Below are 14,058 nucleotides of genomic sequence, written 5' to 3'. Positions count from 1 at the left end.
TTCACTTTACCCGATTTATTTCATCTAAGGATTAAGGGAATGCAAAATAGATTTTTAGACAGCATTACTCAACTAGACAAACCTTTGGCAACTGCACTTGTGCCATTATTGAATGACCAATTTTGCGGTCATATTGCTAAAGAACAATTTGCGATTTTGGTTAACGCCAGTGGTCAAACAGAGCAACAAGTACTCATGGCGTTATTACCTATTGCTGCTGCACTGGCCAATCCACCTATAAGTGAATTTTATGTTGGCGCTATTGTAAAAGGTGCCAGTGGCGACTTTTACATGGGGGCGAATCTAGAATTACCCGGTGAAGCATTATTCCACTCAGTACATGCTGAACAAAGTGCCATCAGCCATGCTTGGTTAGGTGGTGAGACAGAAATTGTAGATATTATTATTAATTTCAGTCCCTGCGGTCACTGTCGTCAATTTATGAATGAACTTGTTAACGGCAGTAAAATTAACATTCATCTACCACAACAAGAAACTCAAACCTTGGCACATTACTTACCCTATGCCTTTGGACCTGCCGATTTAGACGTGACCGTGCCACTATTATGCAAACGTGAACAAGAATTCTGCTGCGATTCTGATGACCCAATGATCATAGAAGCCATTGACCAGATGGGACTCAGTTATGCTCCCTATACCAATTGCAATGCAGCAGTGGTATTAGAGACCAGCGATGGAGCCACTTTTTGCGGCCGCTATGCCGAAAATGCGGCATTTAACCCATCAATGCAACCGATGCAAATGGCATTATCCAATTTAATCCGCCATAACCGCCAATACTGCGAAATAAAGCGTGCTGTATTAGTAGAATCATCTGTTGGAAAAATCAGTTTAGTCGGTGCAGCAATGGATGCCTTGCATGCAATCGCACCCGTTGAACTGCAACATGTTGTTGTAGAGCCATTGCAAGAATAAATAACTGCAAGCTCGTTATCTAAAAGAGTACCCTCCTTAATTCCGACAAACTAAAGGCGCTAATCAGCGCCTTTTTTATTTGGATTAACACTACATTAAACCTAAATTAATAATGTATTATATTTTGCAATATGTTGCTAATACCATGCTAAGCTAATGAATGTTTTTAATGGTCATAATATTAGACAACTAACTGTTTATTAGTTGAATTGAATTATTCACTAGCCAATAATTTCGCATTTACAAAAGCGGTTTAATCAACAACCGCATATGGATAATTTATTTCGTTTAATAATCAGATAACGACTAGAATTGTTAACATGAGAGATGTTAATCAATCTTATATAACAACAATATTATTGACGAGCACATCGTTATCAATGAACAAGAAAATGTAAAGCGAGTCACTATTGCGCATATTTACCCTTAACAAGATTTTACTCTTTATCCTGTTTTGCACAGTCGCTTTAGTGTGGGTCATTATTGAAAATGCCAAACCACTTACGGTTAAAATACTCAACAACTTATTAGCCGAAAATCATATTGAAGTGCTCAATTTCGATGCTGAATATGTGTCATTAGATCATATTCACATTCCTCGACTCATTCTAAAAGTCGAAGACAGCCATATTGCCATCCAAGAATTTAATCTTGAATTACGAGACAGTCTCGAAGTCCTTAAAAATCAACAAATCAATGCCGAAGATATTGTCAGCATCAAAACCCAAAGTGTCTATGTTGATTTAGGTGATAGCTTTTTTATTCGTCAATCACAACAAACAGAAGAATCCCCTGCCACATTACAACTTAACCTCGCCAAATTACCCATGATAGATCTAGGCGCGATTACCATTAAGTTACCTGCATTAGATAAAGATAAAACACAGCAACATACTTTAAAGATGGATAAATTAACGTTGACCCAAAATGGCCAGCTCGATACGTTATGGCGTTTTAACGATTTTCCGCTATTCAGTCTCGATGCCAGCTTAGGTAAACAAGCTTGGCAATTTAATACACTTGTTGATTTAGGTTTAAGTTATCAAGGACTTGAGTCATTAGAACAATATTTAAATCTATTAAGCAGTAAGCAAAACTCACAGGGTCAACAAAGCAATAATATGCTTTATGGTTTGCACAAACAGCTTTCAAAAATACTGCAACCCATTCATCAACAGCAAGTGACCATTGAAGGTCAATGGACTGCCAACAGTAAAATTGACTTAATCAGCGGCGAGATGAGCAGTCAACAATCAATAGATGGATTATCCCTGCACTCACCACTGTGGCCCAGTGTTTATTTTACGCCGCAACAACCGGTTAAAGCGATGCTTAATTTAGGTAACTTCCCTGTAGCAGCCTCTTTAGATAAGAGTAAAACCACTGATGCGTTCGCGATAAAGCTTGATATTGCCCCGCTAAACTATCAACTATCGCCCTCACAAGAAGACAGAAATAAGTTAATTTCATTATTAGCCGATGAAAACGCTAATCAAATAGTTCATATCATTGATAAGTTAACCCCAAAATCAACTTCTCAGTTAGCCAGCATCGATGTAGCTATGGCTTATCCTATTGAAGTCGTAATCCCGCTACAAAATGATGATCTACCAATACAAGCGTCAATCCCTGACTTGAGCGTTAGCATTAAAGGGTTATTACTCCAAAGCAAATTGAAACTGGCGCACACTATATTCAACAGCCACCAACAATTTAGCAGTGATTTCGACTGGGGTATGACATTGTCGCCCCTTGAAACAACAGACAAGCCAGAACAACCACTAGTTCAAACTCTCAGCAAAAACGACACTACCGTAACCGTTAGTGAAAATACTCCCGTATCGGCATCTCTAGTGACTCCAATTACTATTGATATTAAAACTTTATTTCCTGAGATCCCTTTTGAACAGTTATCCTTGTCAGATGCGAAGGTCAATTTAGTTGGTAAAATATTCCAGCGACAACAACATCTACTCGAACTGTCATTACTGCCAAGCTCCAACGTAGCCGTGAATAACACCAGTATCTTTAGCAGTATGACCAGTGATAATGAACAACATAACAAACAGACCAAAAAAACGTCTGCACAATTGGGGTCATTCTTACTTGTTCTTAATGACACTTCGACCATGGCATTCAAACAAAAAAATACTCAACTGAATCTGTCTCCGTTTACGCTGCAAGTTGGCCAACTTATTGTCCAGCAAACAACCCAAACGGACAAAAGTAAACTGTCGACCATATTAGCCTCGGTTAATAAAACCGATATAGCTATCAATCAAGGCATAGCGCTAGCAATACATCTGGATGAATCCATCGAAAAGTCGCTAGAACGTTGGTTACAAAAACCTACAACTAATGACATCACTTGGCGTATCAGCAAACTCGATATCACTAAGCAACAGGGAAAAAACCGCCGTCAACCACTGCTTGCTCTTAATAATATAAAAGTCACTCAGCAGCTCAATTTGTCCAAAGGATTGTTAGTGGGAAGTGAGCAGTGGCAATTAGATACGCTTAACTTAAGCAGTTATCACTTATTGAAATTTGCAGATAGTAAAAGTCCGTTATCACTCGCAGGCCAATGGACCTTTGATACCGACATTGAAACCGCACTAAAAACATTGCAAAAAGTCCAACCTTTACCCAATGATTTTACAATTCAGGGTCACAGTAAACTCGTGGCTGGTTTTGCACTGAGTGAAATAGACAACACCAGCCAGTTTGAAATGAAAATTCAACAACAGTTATCATCCTTGTCAGGACAATGGCAAGATAAGTCATTTAATGGCGGTGACGTATTTGCCCAATGCCAATTTAATTGGCAGCAAATTCACGATGGTCCCAATACTCCTGCAGCCGAAAAACACTTTGCTCACAGTCAATTAGTTTGCCCACAGACAGCAATCAGTTTACAGCAAGCCAAGTTGGGGTTGTCGCTGACAAACCTGAATTTAAATGCTGATATAGAACTCAATAAAGACGGAAACAAAACCCCGACCAACTGGTTACAACAAGTTACTGGATTAAGTGAAACGAATGTCAGTCTTACCGCCAGTGGTGATATGTTAGATGGACGTTTTTTATTACCTGAATTTGTACTCAAGCTGCAAGATAAATCCTATGGATACCTATTGTTACAAGGCTTAAGTTTAGAGAAATTTTTACAAGAGCAACCTCAGGTAGGCGTTAAAGCAAATGGTTTATTTGATGGAGTATTACCTGCTGAACTGGTTGATGGTAAAGTCACTATTGCAGGCGGGAAACTCGCAGCACGAGCACCAGGTGGATTAATTGAAGTTGCCGGAAACCCTGCAATTGATCGACTAGAATTATCTCAGCCTTATCTTGAATTGGTCTTTACCGCCCTTGAGCATTTAAACTACAGTGAACTAGCAAGCACGTTTGATATGACGCCCAACGGGGATGCAGTGATCAACATTGGTGTAAAAGGAAACAGTCGTGGGGTTGAACGCCCTGTTCATCTTAATTACACCCACCAAGAAAACTTAATTCAATTGTACAGAAGCACGCAAGTTGGCAATAAGATACAGAACCAAATTGAAATCAAAGTTCAATAGCAGCATAAAAGGATAGCCCACGTGAAATACTCATCAATAATTTTACTCAGTTGCACCACCGCAATGGCATTGTTGTGGCTAACCGCCTGTACGCCCACGGTAAAAATAGAACCACCGGATAAACCTATTGTGATCAATTTAAACGTTAAAATTGAACACGAAATTAAAATCAGAGTGGAAAAAGATCTCGAGAATCTACTTGGTAATGAAGAGTTATTTTAACGGGAGTTTCTTAAATGAAATCATCATTCACTTTAATAACCGCCATATGTTTCGCGAGTATCTTCTGGTGTGCCAATGCATGGGCTATGACATTACAAGACGCTAAGAATGCGAGAATCGTGGGTGAGCAACCTAATGGTTACTTAGGCATTGTTGTCGACTCACCAGAAGCGAAACAGCTGGTATTAAGCGTCAATAGCAAACGAAAATACTATTATCAAATCATCGCTAATCGAAATGGTCTTAGCCTTAATAATGTTACTGCACTTGCAGCACAAAAGGCCATTGAAGCAGCAGAACCAGGACATATGATCCAAACAAAACAAGGCGAATGGATAAAAAAATAACCACTTGAATAACTTCAATGTGGTTATTTTCTAAAGACTTAGTAACCCATTACATTGTTGCCATAGTCCAATAATCTAAACGTTTTTGTGGGTCAGTCACTATCGATTTACAAGAATCTTTGTATTTTGACATCAAGCCGCCTAAGTTATTAGACCCACCTAGTTGAGCAATTTGTTTTTGTTTAGCTGTTACTACATCTTTATCAACTTGTGCAGGGTCACGATACTTACCAGCAATCTTCACGGCATCAACTGCAGAGGTTTTTAAACGCTCTCCCACAGCTTTCATTTGTGGAGCATTCATCGCGCCTATCGCTTCTGAACTAATTTGATAATATGCTGCACATTCAAGTAACTCATCAGTAAATGCTTTTTCTGCTGCACTTTCCGCTTGTGCAGTGATACTCACACACATAGCCGATACCGTAAAAATCCACATAGCAGGTTTGTTCATGGTTGTTTCCCTTCGTCTTTTAGAAAGTAGTAGATAATGTTAACAATTGATAATGCGCTAAACGAGATGTTAAAAAATGTTCAACTTGAGGCCATTCGGTTTCAATAATCGAAAATATCACCGTGTCACGAATAGTCCCGTCTGCTTGAATTTTATGATTGCGTAATATGCCATCTTGCTTTGCCCCCAAACGCTCAATAGCATTTCGAGAGGCGTGATTGCACCAATGCGTTCTGAACTCAACGGCAATTGCATCTAAAGTGTTAAATGCATAACGGAGTAACAATAATTTGGATTCAGTATTAATGGCACTGCGTTGATAGGATTTCGCATACCAAGTGTAGCCAATTTCGAGTCTGCGATTCGGTTGGTCCCAGTGGCAAATGCGAGTACAACCGATGATATTTCCAGAGACTTTATCACGCACTGCAAACGCAACCGCTTCACCATTATTTTCGCAGGTTAAAGCATATTCAACATACGCTTTCATGCCTTCGGCATTGGGAATTTGTGTAAACCACAGCTTCCATAACTCACCATCGCTGGCAGCTAGAGTTAAACCAGGAACGTGATCTAATGACAGCGGCTCTAAAATCACATGTTCGCCTATCAAGCAATCTAGTCTATTAATCCAGCTCAAATTAACGTTCCTCTAATGTAAAAGGTTACATTACCTTAACTGCATATAGATTTACAGCTAGTAACAGCAATGTTTTTCATCAATAGTGTAAAACAGTATTCTTATCGTAAGATTAAATGCTATTAATAAATAGCGATTGCCAAATAGGTATCGAGAAGCACGTAATCGCTTGATCAAAAACCGTGATTGGCGTGACTCACTCTAAACCAACCAGCAATACTATTGCGGGTTTTCATTGTCGGCCTAACTTCATGTGGGAATCGTTCACTTAAAAACAGCACCAAAGTGCCCATTTGCGGATTAATCACTTCTAAGGGGAAATCGGCTTCATCATAAATAATCAATTCACCGCCGTCATTGTTGTGCCAATCAGGATTCAAAAAAAATACTGTTGATAAAATACGATTTTGGCTACCACTAAGTGCATCGACGTGTTTTTTATAAAAACCACCCGGTTCATAAACAGCATAATGACTTTCAAAATCAAATAACCCCATAAATAGACGTCGGTTTAAACCATCTTTCAATTGGCTCATAATCGCTAAATATTCACGGTCAACATGATCTTGTTCTTCTAACCAACTGATTTTATCCGAACGAATGTCACTGTTGATTTGTTGTTCAACACCACGTCCGATAGCGGCTTTTTTAAAATTTATGTCTTGTTCAGCATGCATTTTTACAAGCAAAGCTGAGCTTACATACTCAGGAATGATGTCAGATAAAAGGATGTAACCCTTTTCGACTAACGCATCTGCGATCACATCCAGCATTGCTTCACTTACTTGCGAAACCATACATGCCATATCCAATAAATAGACTACGCTTTTTACTGTACTCAAGGGCTCAGAAAGGACATCAAGGGCCTGATTTTCGAGGGGGCGTCATAACTCAGTATGATTGCCATACTCAGATCGTTTGCAGCGAGTGTATAGAATAAAGCCACCTGCGACAACACATATAAAAAACTTTAAAATTCAGAAGTTTAAAACAAAATATTTAATATCAAACAGTTAAATCTGACTATGAGTCAATACCGACTCGGTAGATTCATTATCCGAAGCCTTCTTTAATTCCAGCGCTTCGGTTGCAGCAATATGACTTTGGTGAAGTTTTAATGCTAAATATAAGTCAGAACGAATGGTAATCCCCTCGTCCCCAGATACCATATCAGTTTGCTCAAACCAGCTAATCAACTGACGCTTTCGCCCAGCCAATACTAAACTGACACCGCGCTTTCGCAGTAACACGTCTATATCAGCCAGCATCGCCATTACACTTAAATCTAAATGAGTAAAACATGGTACTGCATCAATAATCACACAATCGATGCTTTCCAACTGATTTTGCCTTGCAAAACGCTCAAGTAAACGTCGTTTAAAGTAAGTCGCATTAAAATAGGTTAGCGGAGAATTAAACCGGTAAATAAATATTCCAGGGATCGGAGCGGCTTTGTCACTGCTGTCGATACTGCGAATAATTCCTTTGGCATCAAGCCCAAGTACTTGGTCTGTTGGGCGCATTACGGTTCTAAGAAATTGAAATAAACCCAATAAAACGGCTAAGGTAATACCTGGAATAACGCCGATAAACAGTACGGCAAAGAAAGTCGTTAATGCGAGATAAAATGCTTGGCGGTCGCGTAAACGTAATCCCCAGAGAGATTTCAAATCAATTAAATGTATGGACGCAATCACCAATACAACCCCTAAGGCTGCGCTGGGAATAAACTCTAATGGCGCAGTTAAAAATATTGCCACAAAGGCAATCAACACTGCAGCTATTACCGAGACCAATTGGGTTTTACCACCATTTTCATCGTTCACTGCGGTACGAGAATCTGCACCACTCACCGCAAAACCTTGCGATAAAGCAGAGGCTATATTCGCTAACCCTAATGCTTTAAACTCTTTGTCGGCATCAATTTCGTAACCATTTTTAGCGGCAAAACTACGGGCTGTCAGCATCATACTCACAAAACTAACCATAGCTAAGTTAAGTGCTGGCATCACCAGTTCACGCGCAATACCAATATTAAATACCGGCGCTTGGAAGGTGGGCAAACCAGCCGCTACACTGCCAATAACCGCAATATCATAATCCGTTAAATGGAAAGCCCACACGAGTGCTGCCCCAGCAGAAATAGCAAACATGGACGCTGGCCAATTAGGCTTTAAGCGTTTCATCACAAAATAAACAATGACAGTAAGAATCGCCATTAATAGTGTTGGTATATGAGTTTGCGATAAATAGCTTGGCGCACCACCTAAACGTTCAAGTAAGTATTTTTCATCAAAGGTAAAACCGAAAATTTTAGAAAACTGCCCTACTATAATAGTAATAGCCACACCGTTAAGAAGCCCCATTAAAATCGGCTTAGACAGAAAGTCAGCTAAAACGCCTAATTTAAACCGGCTGGCAATTAAACACCAAAACCCCGTCATCACGGTCATGGTCATCACTAATTGCCAATGTTTAAGGCTGTCTCCAGCGGCTAGAGGTGTTACAACAGCCGCTATAACTGCACACGTTGCAGCATCAGGGCCAACGATAAGTTGTCTTGAGGTGCCAAATAAGGCATAAATTATCATCGGCAATACACAGGAATACAAACCCACCGCAGCATTAACACCCGTTAATTGTGCATAAGCAATGGCCACAGGTAAAGCGACAGCGGCAACAGACAAACCTGCGCGAACATCATCTTTAAGCCAGCTTCGCTCGTAACGAGAAAAGGTCTCTAACCCAGGCATAACACCATACAACCGACTCAGTATCACAACCACCTCAATGATAATTATTTAGACAGTAATCATAGTTTTATTTCAAATTAATTACGACATATTCACGAGTGATTACATCATATTGTATTAAAAATAGAATATTAAGCGTAATTAGGCTTAACTTTAGGTTCAATCACTAAGTCAGTTAACAGAGAGTATTAATTAAAAAATGGGTATTTATGTGCCGTAAATATCCACAGTCAATACATATAAAGACACCACATTTCAACATTATTCATTACAGAATCAACATCAATAAATGTTATTTATCATGTTAAACTAACGCCTGACAAACCGAAATTTCTGCCGTAACGACAAAGCACACGAGGTTCACTTGGTATCGCCATTAAAGCCCAATTCTTCAATTCCTGTTGGTATACCTCATTTAGCAATGCTAATTCCTATGCTTGCCGCCATTGTTGCAATAACGCCATTAGCTATCGACATGTATTTACCAGCAATGTCGGTTTTGGCATTGGGCTTCGACACTGATGTCACCACAGTACAACAGTCTCTCAGTATTTACCTGGCGGGTTATGCATTAGGTATGCTGGTTTTTGGTCCTTTAGCCGATAAAATTGGTCGTAGACCACTGGTCATATTTGGATTATTAGGCTTCACCCTAATCAGTTTGTTAATTTCACTCAGTACCAGTATTGAACAATTTTTAGTATTACGTTTTGCTCAAGCACTCATAGGTGCTGCTGCCACGGTTGTGGTTCCGGGTTATATTAAAGAAATTTATGGTCAAAATACCGCAAAAGGCATGTCTTATGTCAGCTTAATTATGATGTTAGCACCATTACTTGCCCCAACATTGGGCAGCTTAATCATGGAAGTTGGCGATTGGCATATGATCTTTTTAAGCCAAAGCTGTTATGCCATAACCTTATTGGCGTTAATATTGTTTAAACTTAAAATGCCCAGCGATAAAGACCTAGGTGGTCGCAGTCAAAAATCATTTTTAGGGGGCTATTACACAGTGTTTGCCCGTAGCGGCGTTAAACTTAATTTATCTAGCGGCGTATTAACTTCATTTGCATTTTTCTGCTACTTAACCGCTTCACCATTTATCTACATGGAAGTTTTTAAGTTAGATAAGTCATTGTTTGCTATATTATTTAGCACCAACGTGGGAGCCCTAATGCTCGCCAATATTGTGAACTCTAAAGTAGTGACCCAATTCGGCTCAAAACGGATGTTACATGTAGCAACATTTTTCGGCATCCTATCGGCAACAGGCTTGTTAGCGGTTAATGTATTTGAATTAAGTTATCATTTTACGGTGGCAATGCTGATCCCATTAATGGGTTCTCTAGGGATTATGTCGGTTAATGCCGATGCCATTGTGTTAATGAAATTCCAGAAAGAAACCGGTACCGCAACGGCCGTCATTGGCACCCTCAGATTTGGATTTGGCGCCGTTGCAGGGCCCTTGCTAGCATATTTTTATGACGGCAGCGCAGTACCTTTTTCAGCGTTAATGCTTGGCGCAGTAGTATTAGTCGGGGTATGTCAGTTTTTTCAAAGCACACTGCCAAAATCACCTCAACTAGATTAACGCTAATCATTTAAATACTCACCACATTACCAATAATAACCACACATAAAAAGACCACTATTTAGTGGTCTTTTTATGTGTGGTTAAACGTTTTCAGTCTTAAGCATATAACGTATAAGGTAATTTATAGACGTTAATACAACACAATCCAATTAGGTACAGTCATTGCCTTTCGTTGGCCATAACACTCCTACCAAAAAAATCATAAACATGAAACTATTTCAACCTTTAAAAATAATTAACTAAAGTGGTTGCAGTAAATTTAAATTTACATAAGATGGAGGCTAGTTACTTAGTAAGTAGCAATGAAACCCACTATTGAATATTGCGATGGCAACTTCAATCTACGAGTTTGAATTACCCTTCAAACTTATTTTTTAAAGCGATTACCGTCGTTGTATACAAGATACTGTTTACCATACGGTAACTTAAAAGGACTCATTTCATGGAAAAGCTTTCTGGCGCGAGTATGATCGTGCGCTCATTAATAGATGAAGGTGTCAGCCATATCTTCGGTTATCCCGGCGGTTCGGTGTTAGACATCTACGATTCTCTGCATAAAATATCCGGTATCGAACACATCCTAGTTCGTCATGAACAAGCAGCCGTACATATGGCTGATGGCTATGCCCGCGCTACAGGTAAAGTTGGAGTTGTGTTAGTGACTTCAGGCCCCGGTGCTACCAACGCCATTACAGGTATTGCTACCGCTTACATGGATTCAATCCCATTAGTGGTGTTATCAGGTCAAGTACCGAGTAATTTAATTGGTAATGATGCCTTCCAAGAATGCGACATGATTGGTATTTCTCGCCCTATCGTAAAGCACAGCTTTTTAGTCACCGATGCTAAAGACATACCTGAAACAGTTAAAAAAGCTTTTTTCATTGCCGCAACAGGTCGCCCAGGCCCTGTGGTCATCGATTTACCAAAAGACTGTTTAAGCCCAGATATACTGCATGATTATGTTTACCCAGACAGCGTTAAAATGCGCTCATATAATCCAACAACGGTAGGCCATAAAGGTCAAATTCGCCGAGGTTTACAAGCTCTGTTAGCTGCTAAAAAACCGGTATTATACGTTGGTGGTGGCGCGGTTATTTCTGGTTGTGATGCACAGATTCTTGCCCTTGCTGAACGCTTAAACATCCCCGTCGTGAGTACCTTAATGGGCTTAGGCGCGTTTCCTGGCACTCATAAGCAGAGTTTAGGCATGCTAGGGATGCATGGGTTATACGAAGCTAACATGGCAATGCACAACACCGATTTAATTTTTGGTATTGGAGTCCGTTTCGACGACCGTACAACAAACAATGTTGAAAAGTATTGTCCTAATGCGACTATTTTGCACATCGATATTGATCCATCGTCTATTTCAAAAACCATTAGAGTCGATATTCCGATTGTTGGTTCAGCAGACAATATTCTAGACAGCATGTTAGCGCTGCTTGATGAAACCAATAAAACCAATGATGCTGACGCTATGGCTGCATGGTGGAACGATATTGAAATTTGGCGCTCACGCAAGAGTTTAGAGTTTGATCGCACAACAGATAGAATCAAACCACAGCAAGTGATTGAGACCTTGTATAAACTCACCAATGGTGATGCTTACGTGGCTTCAGATGTCGGCCAGCACCAAATGTTTGCCGCCTTATATTACCCGTTTGATAAGCCTCGCCGATGGATTAACTCTGGTGGATTAGGCACCATGGGCTTTGGTTTACCTGCGGCGATGGGCGTTAAAATGGCGTACCCTGACGCTACGGTTGTTTGTGTCACTGGTGACGGTTCTATTCAAATGAATATTCAAGAGCTTTCAACTGCGCTGCAATACGATACTCCGGTTAAAATCATCAATTTAAACAATCGCTTCCTTGGTATGGTGAAACAATGGCAAGACATGATTTACTCAGGTCGTCATTCACAATCTTACATGGACTCAGTACCTAATTTTGCAAAAATCGCAGAAGCTTATGGCCATGTAGGAATGAACATTGATCACCCAGATGAACTTGAATCTAAGTTAGCTGAAGCGTTGGCAATGAAAGACAAGTTAGTATTCGTTGATATCAGCGTAGACGAAACTGAACACGTCTATCCAATGCTCATTCGCGGCGGTGCAATGAACGAAATGTGGCTAAGCAAAACGGAGAAAAGCTAATGCGTCGTATTATTTCTGTATTACTTGAAAACCAACCAGGCGCATTGTCACGAGTCGTGGGATTATTTTCTCAACGTGGCTACAACATCGAAAGCTTAACCGTTGCGCCGACTGAAGATGTGACCTTGTCACGCTTAAATATTACTGTGATTGCCAATGAAAATATCCTTGAGCAAATTGAAAAACAATTGCACAAGCTTATCGATATTTTGAAAGTGGCTAACATAACTGAGTCGGCTTATATTGAACGTGAAATAGCCTTAATTAAAGTCAAAGCCCAAGGCGAACAGCGCGAAGAAGTTAAGCGCACAGCAGATATATTCCGTGGTCAAATTGTCGATGTAACAGCAAGCCTGTATACCATCCAAATGGTGGGAACCAGTGATAAAATTGATGCGTTTATCCATGCTATTGGCGATACCACCAAGGTGATTGAAATATCACGTTCTGGTGTAGTGGGATTAGCTCGCGGTGAAAAATCAATGAAAGCTTAATATCAATAACGAAAGCGTAGTTGTCGCTTTCTGATATCAAAAAAGCAGAGCCCATTAGCGCTCTGCTTTTTTATTGCCCATTTAAGCGAAACACCTTATAAACATTAGCCGCCTAACCTTAGGTTTTACTTTTCCTTCCATTTGTCATTCTCTCAAACGACTCAATATTTAAAATACACATATTTATTAGCCACAGATTTATCAAGTTTTGGGTATCGCAATTATGGTTAACTGTATAACTGGAGTTAACTGTATAAAGGGTTGCTCACTACTGGCTTAGCTTCAACAATATAGCGGTATTCGGCATTACCACTCAATTGATCGAATGGATAACAGGTTATCAAGGTTAAGTGACTTTCGGCTGTAGGTGCCAGCACATCTAAGTCGGTTTCATGCACTACATGGGTGGTAGTAATTTGATATAACACTCGCTCCCCTGCAGTGCTATACAGTTCAATCATGTCGCCGACCTTAACGTACTGTAAACGCATAAAATGACTGTCTCGATGGCCAGCAATAATCATATTGCCCTGCTCACCCAACGAAGCTCCCGCTAACATCAACCCAGGTCCAAACGCTAAATTGCGCCCAGATGCCCCTGCTAATACGTACAAGTCACTGCCTAAAGGTTGCAAGCTATCATTGTGTTGTTGCAACACACGCATCTTAGCCACCGGATGAGTGTCGGCCCAAGACCAGGGTTTATGAGGTTGGCTATCTACCAAGGTTTTTTCAAAAGCACGTTCAATTAAAAATTGGGCAAAATGGGCTTTAGCTTGCATATAACCTCCCTGTAATAATAGTGCGCATCCCACTACGCTTATCAGCGCAATCACAATCCAATGTTTGGTCGGTGATATTGTTTGCGACATATTT

General features: G+C 40.1%; 12 protein-coding genes. 7 read left to right on the top strand and 5 right to left on the bottom strand.

Annotated features, from left to right (window positions below; translation table 11 throughout):
- The first annotated feature begins 39 nt into the window (after positions 1-39).
- The 4 genes from cdd to ABIS04_RS07935 all read left to right on the top strand — a co-directional run bounded on the left by cdd (position 40) and on the right by ABIS04_RS07935 (position 5,086).
- On the top strand, positions 40-936 hold the full coding sequence (gene cdd / locus ABIS04_RS07950) for a cytidine deaminase (RefSeq protein WP_137221094.1): 897 nt from the start codon (positions 40-42) through the stop codon (positions 934-936).
- Between the two features lie 410 nt (positions 937-1,346).
- Complete coding sequence (locus ABIS04_RS07945; RefSeq protein ID WP_350433111.1) at positions 1,347-4,517, top strand: YdbH domain-containing protein; 3,171 nt, start codon at positions 1,347-1,349, stop codon at positions 4,515-4,517.
- Between the two features lie 63 nt (positions 4,518-4,580).
- Positions 4,581-4,739 (top strand): YnbE family lipoprotein, encoded by a 159-nt coding sequence (locus ABIS04_RS07940; protein ID WP_137227286.1) that lies wholly within the window; start codon positions 4,581-4,583, stop codon positions 4,737-4,739.
- Positions 4,740-4,753: 14 nt separating this feature from the next.
- On the top strand, positions 4,754-5,086 hold the full coding sequence (locus tag ABIS04_RS07935) for a YdbL family protein (protein WP_350433110.1): 333 nt from the start codon (positions 4,754-4,756) through the stop codon (positions 5,084-5,086).
- A gap of 49 nt (positions 5,087-5,135) precedes the next feature.
- Here the strand turns inward: ABIS04_RS07935 and ABIS04_RS07930 are convergent, their stop codons facing one another.
- From ABIS04_RS07930 to ABIS04_RS07915, 4 genes are all read right to left on the bottom strand, one after another.
- Complete coding sequence (locus ABIS04_RS07930; RefSeq protein ID WP_140233989.1) at positions 5,136-5,540, bottom strand: hypothetical protein; 405 nt, start codon at positions 5,538-5,540, stop codon at positions 5,136-5,138.
- 19 nt (positions 5,541-5,559) lie between these two features.
- Positions 5,560-6,180, bottom strand: coding sequence for a GNAT family N-acetyltransferase (locus ABIS04_RS07925; RefSeq protein ID WP_140233988.1), 621 nt, complete (start codon positions 6,178-6,180; stop codon positions 5,560-5,562).
- A 173-nt stretch (positions 6,181-6,353) separates the two neighbouring features.
- Complete coding sequence (locus ABIS04_RS07920; RefSeq protein ID WP_137221104.1) at positions 6,354-6,977, bottom strand: 2OG-Fe(II) oxygenase; 624 nt, start codon at positions 6,975-6,977, stop codon at positions 6,354-6,356.
- Between the two features lie 216 nt (positions 6,978-7,193).
- Positions 7,194-8,933 carry a SulP family inorganic anion transporter gene (locus ABIS04_RS07915; RefSeq protein ID WP_350433409.1) on the bottom strand — a complete coding sequence of 580 codons (1,740 nt, stop codon included), beginning with the start codon at positions 8,931-8,933 and terminating at the stop codon, positions 7,194-7,196.
- Between the two features lie 421 nt (positions 8,934-9,354).
- On the opposite strand from ABIS04_RS07915, the gene ABIS04_RS07910 reads away from it, so the two are divergent.
- From ABIS04_RS07910 to ilvN, 3 genes are all read left to right on the top strand, one after another.
- Positions 9,355-10,524 carry a multidrug effflux MFS transporter gene (locus ABIS04_RS07910; protein WP_137227287.1) on the top strand — a complete coding sequence of 390 codons (1,170 nt, stop codon included), beginning with the start codon at positions 9,355-9,357 and terminating at the stop codon, positions 10,522-10,524.
- A 445-nt stretch (positions 10,525-10,969) separates the two neighbouring features.
- Positions 10,970-12,688: an acetolactate synthase 3 large subunit gene (locus ABIS04_RS07905; protein WP_137221108.1), complete on the top strand. Its 1,719-nt coding sequence runs from the start codon at positions 10,970-10,972 to the stop codon at positions 12,686-12,688.
- The gene (ilvN, locus tag ABIS04_RS07900; protein ID WP_350433408.1) at positions 12,688-13,182 is read left to right on the top strand and encodes an acetolactate synthase small subunit; all 495 of its coding nucleotides are present in this window, start codon (positions 12,688-12,690) and stop codon (positions 13,180-13,182) included. The genes ABIS04_RS07905 and ilvN overlap by 1 nt, the downstream gene beginning before the upstream one ends.
- 245 nt (positions 13,183-13,427) lie before the next feature.
- Here ilvN and ABIS04_RS07895 read toward each other — a convergent pair whose 3' ends face one another.
- On the bottom strand, positions 13,428-14,054 hold the full coding sequence (locus ABIS04_RS07895) for a class GN sortase (RefSeq protein ID WP_137221110.1): 627 nt from the start codon (positions 14,052-14,054) through the stop codon (positions 13,428-13,430).
- Positions 14,055-14,058: the final 4 nt, after the last annotated feature.

It is taken from the genome of Shewanella sp. H8 (assembly GCF_040285065.1).
In the GTDB taxonomy this organism is placed as follows: Bacteria; Pseudomonadota; Gammaproteobacteria; order Enterobacterales; family Shewanellaceae; genus Shewanella; species Shewanella polaris.
This window is presented reverse-complemented; position numbering and strand designations above follow the sequence as displayed.

What these genes read in the sequence shown, in the direction of transcription:
- cdd (WP_137221094.1), top strand. Translation starts at nt 40, where the DNA reads ATGCAAAATAGATTTTTAGACAGCATTACTCAACTAGACAAACCTTTG.
- ABIS04_RS07940 (WP_137227286.1), top strand. Translation starts at nt 4,581, where the DNA reads ATGGCATTGTTGTGGCTAACCGCCTGTACGCCCACGGTAAAAATAGAA.
- ABIS04_RS07935 (WP_350433110.1), top strand. Translation starts at nt 4,754, where the DNA reads ATGAAATCATCATTCACTTTAATAACCGCCATATGTTTCGCGAGTATC.
- ABIS04_RS07930 (WP_140233989.1), bottom strand. Translation starts at nt 5,540, where the DNA reads ATGAACAAACCTGCTATGTGGATTTTTACGGTATCGGCTATGTGTGTG.
- ABIS04_RS07920 (WP_137221104.1), bottom strand. Translation starts at nt 6,977, where the DNA reads ATGGTTTCGCAAGTAAGTGAAGCAATGCTGGATGTGATCGCAGATGCG.
- ABIS04_RS07915 (WP_350433409.1), bottom strand. Translation starts at nt 8,933, where the DNA reads ATGCCTGGGTTAGAGACCTTTTCTCGTTACGAGCGAAGCTGGCTTAAA.
- ABIS04_RS07910 (WP_137227287.1), top strand. Translation starts at nt 9,355, where the DNA reads ATGCTAATTCCTATGCTTGCCGCCATTGTTGCAATAACGCCATTAGCT.
- ABIS04_RS07905 (WP_137221108.1), top strand. Translation starts at nt 10,970, where the DNA reads ATGGAAAAGCTTTCTGGCGCGAGTATGATCGTGCGCTCATTAATAGAT.
- ilvN (WP_350433408.1), top strand. Translation starts at nt 12,688, where the DNA reads ATGCGTCGTATTATTTCTGTATTACTTGAAAACCAACCAGGCGCATTG.
- ABIS04_RS07895 (WP_137221110.1), bottom strand. Translation starts at nt 14,054, where the DNA reads ATGTCGCAAACAATATCACCGACCAAACATTGGATTGTGATTGCGCTG.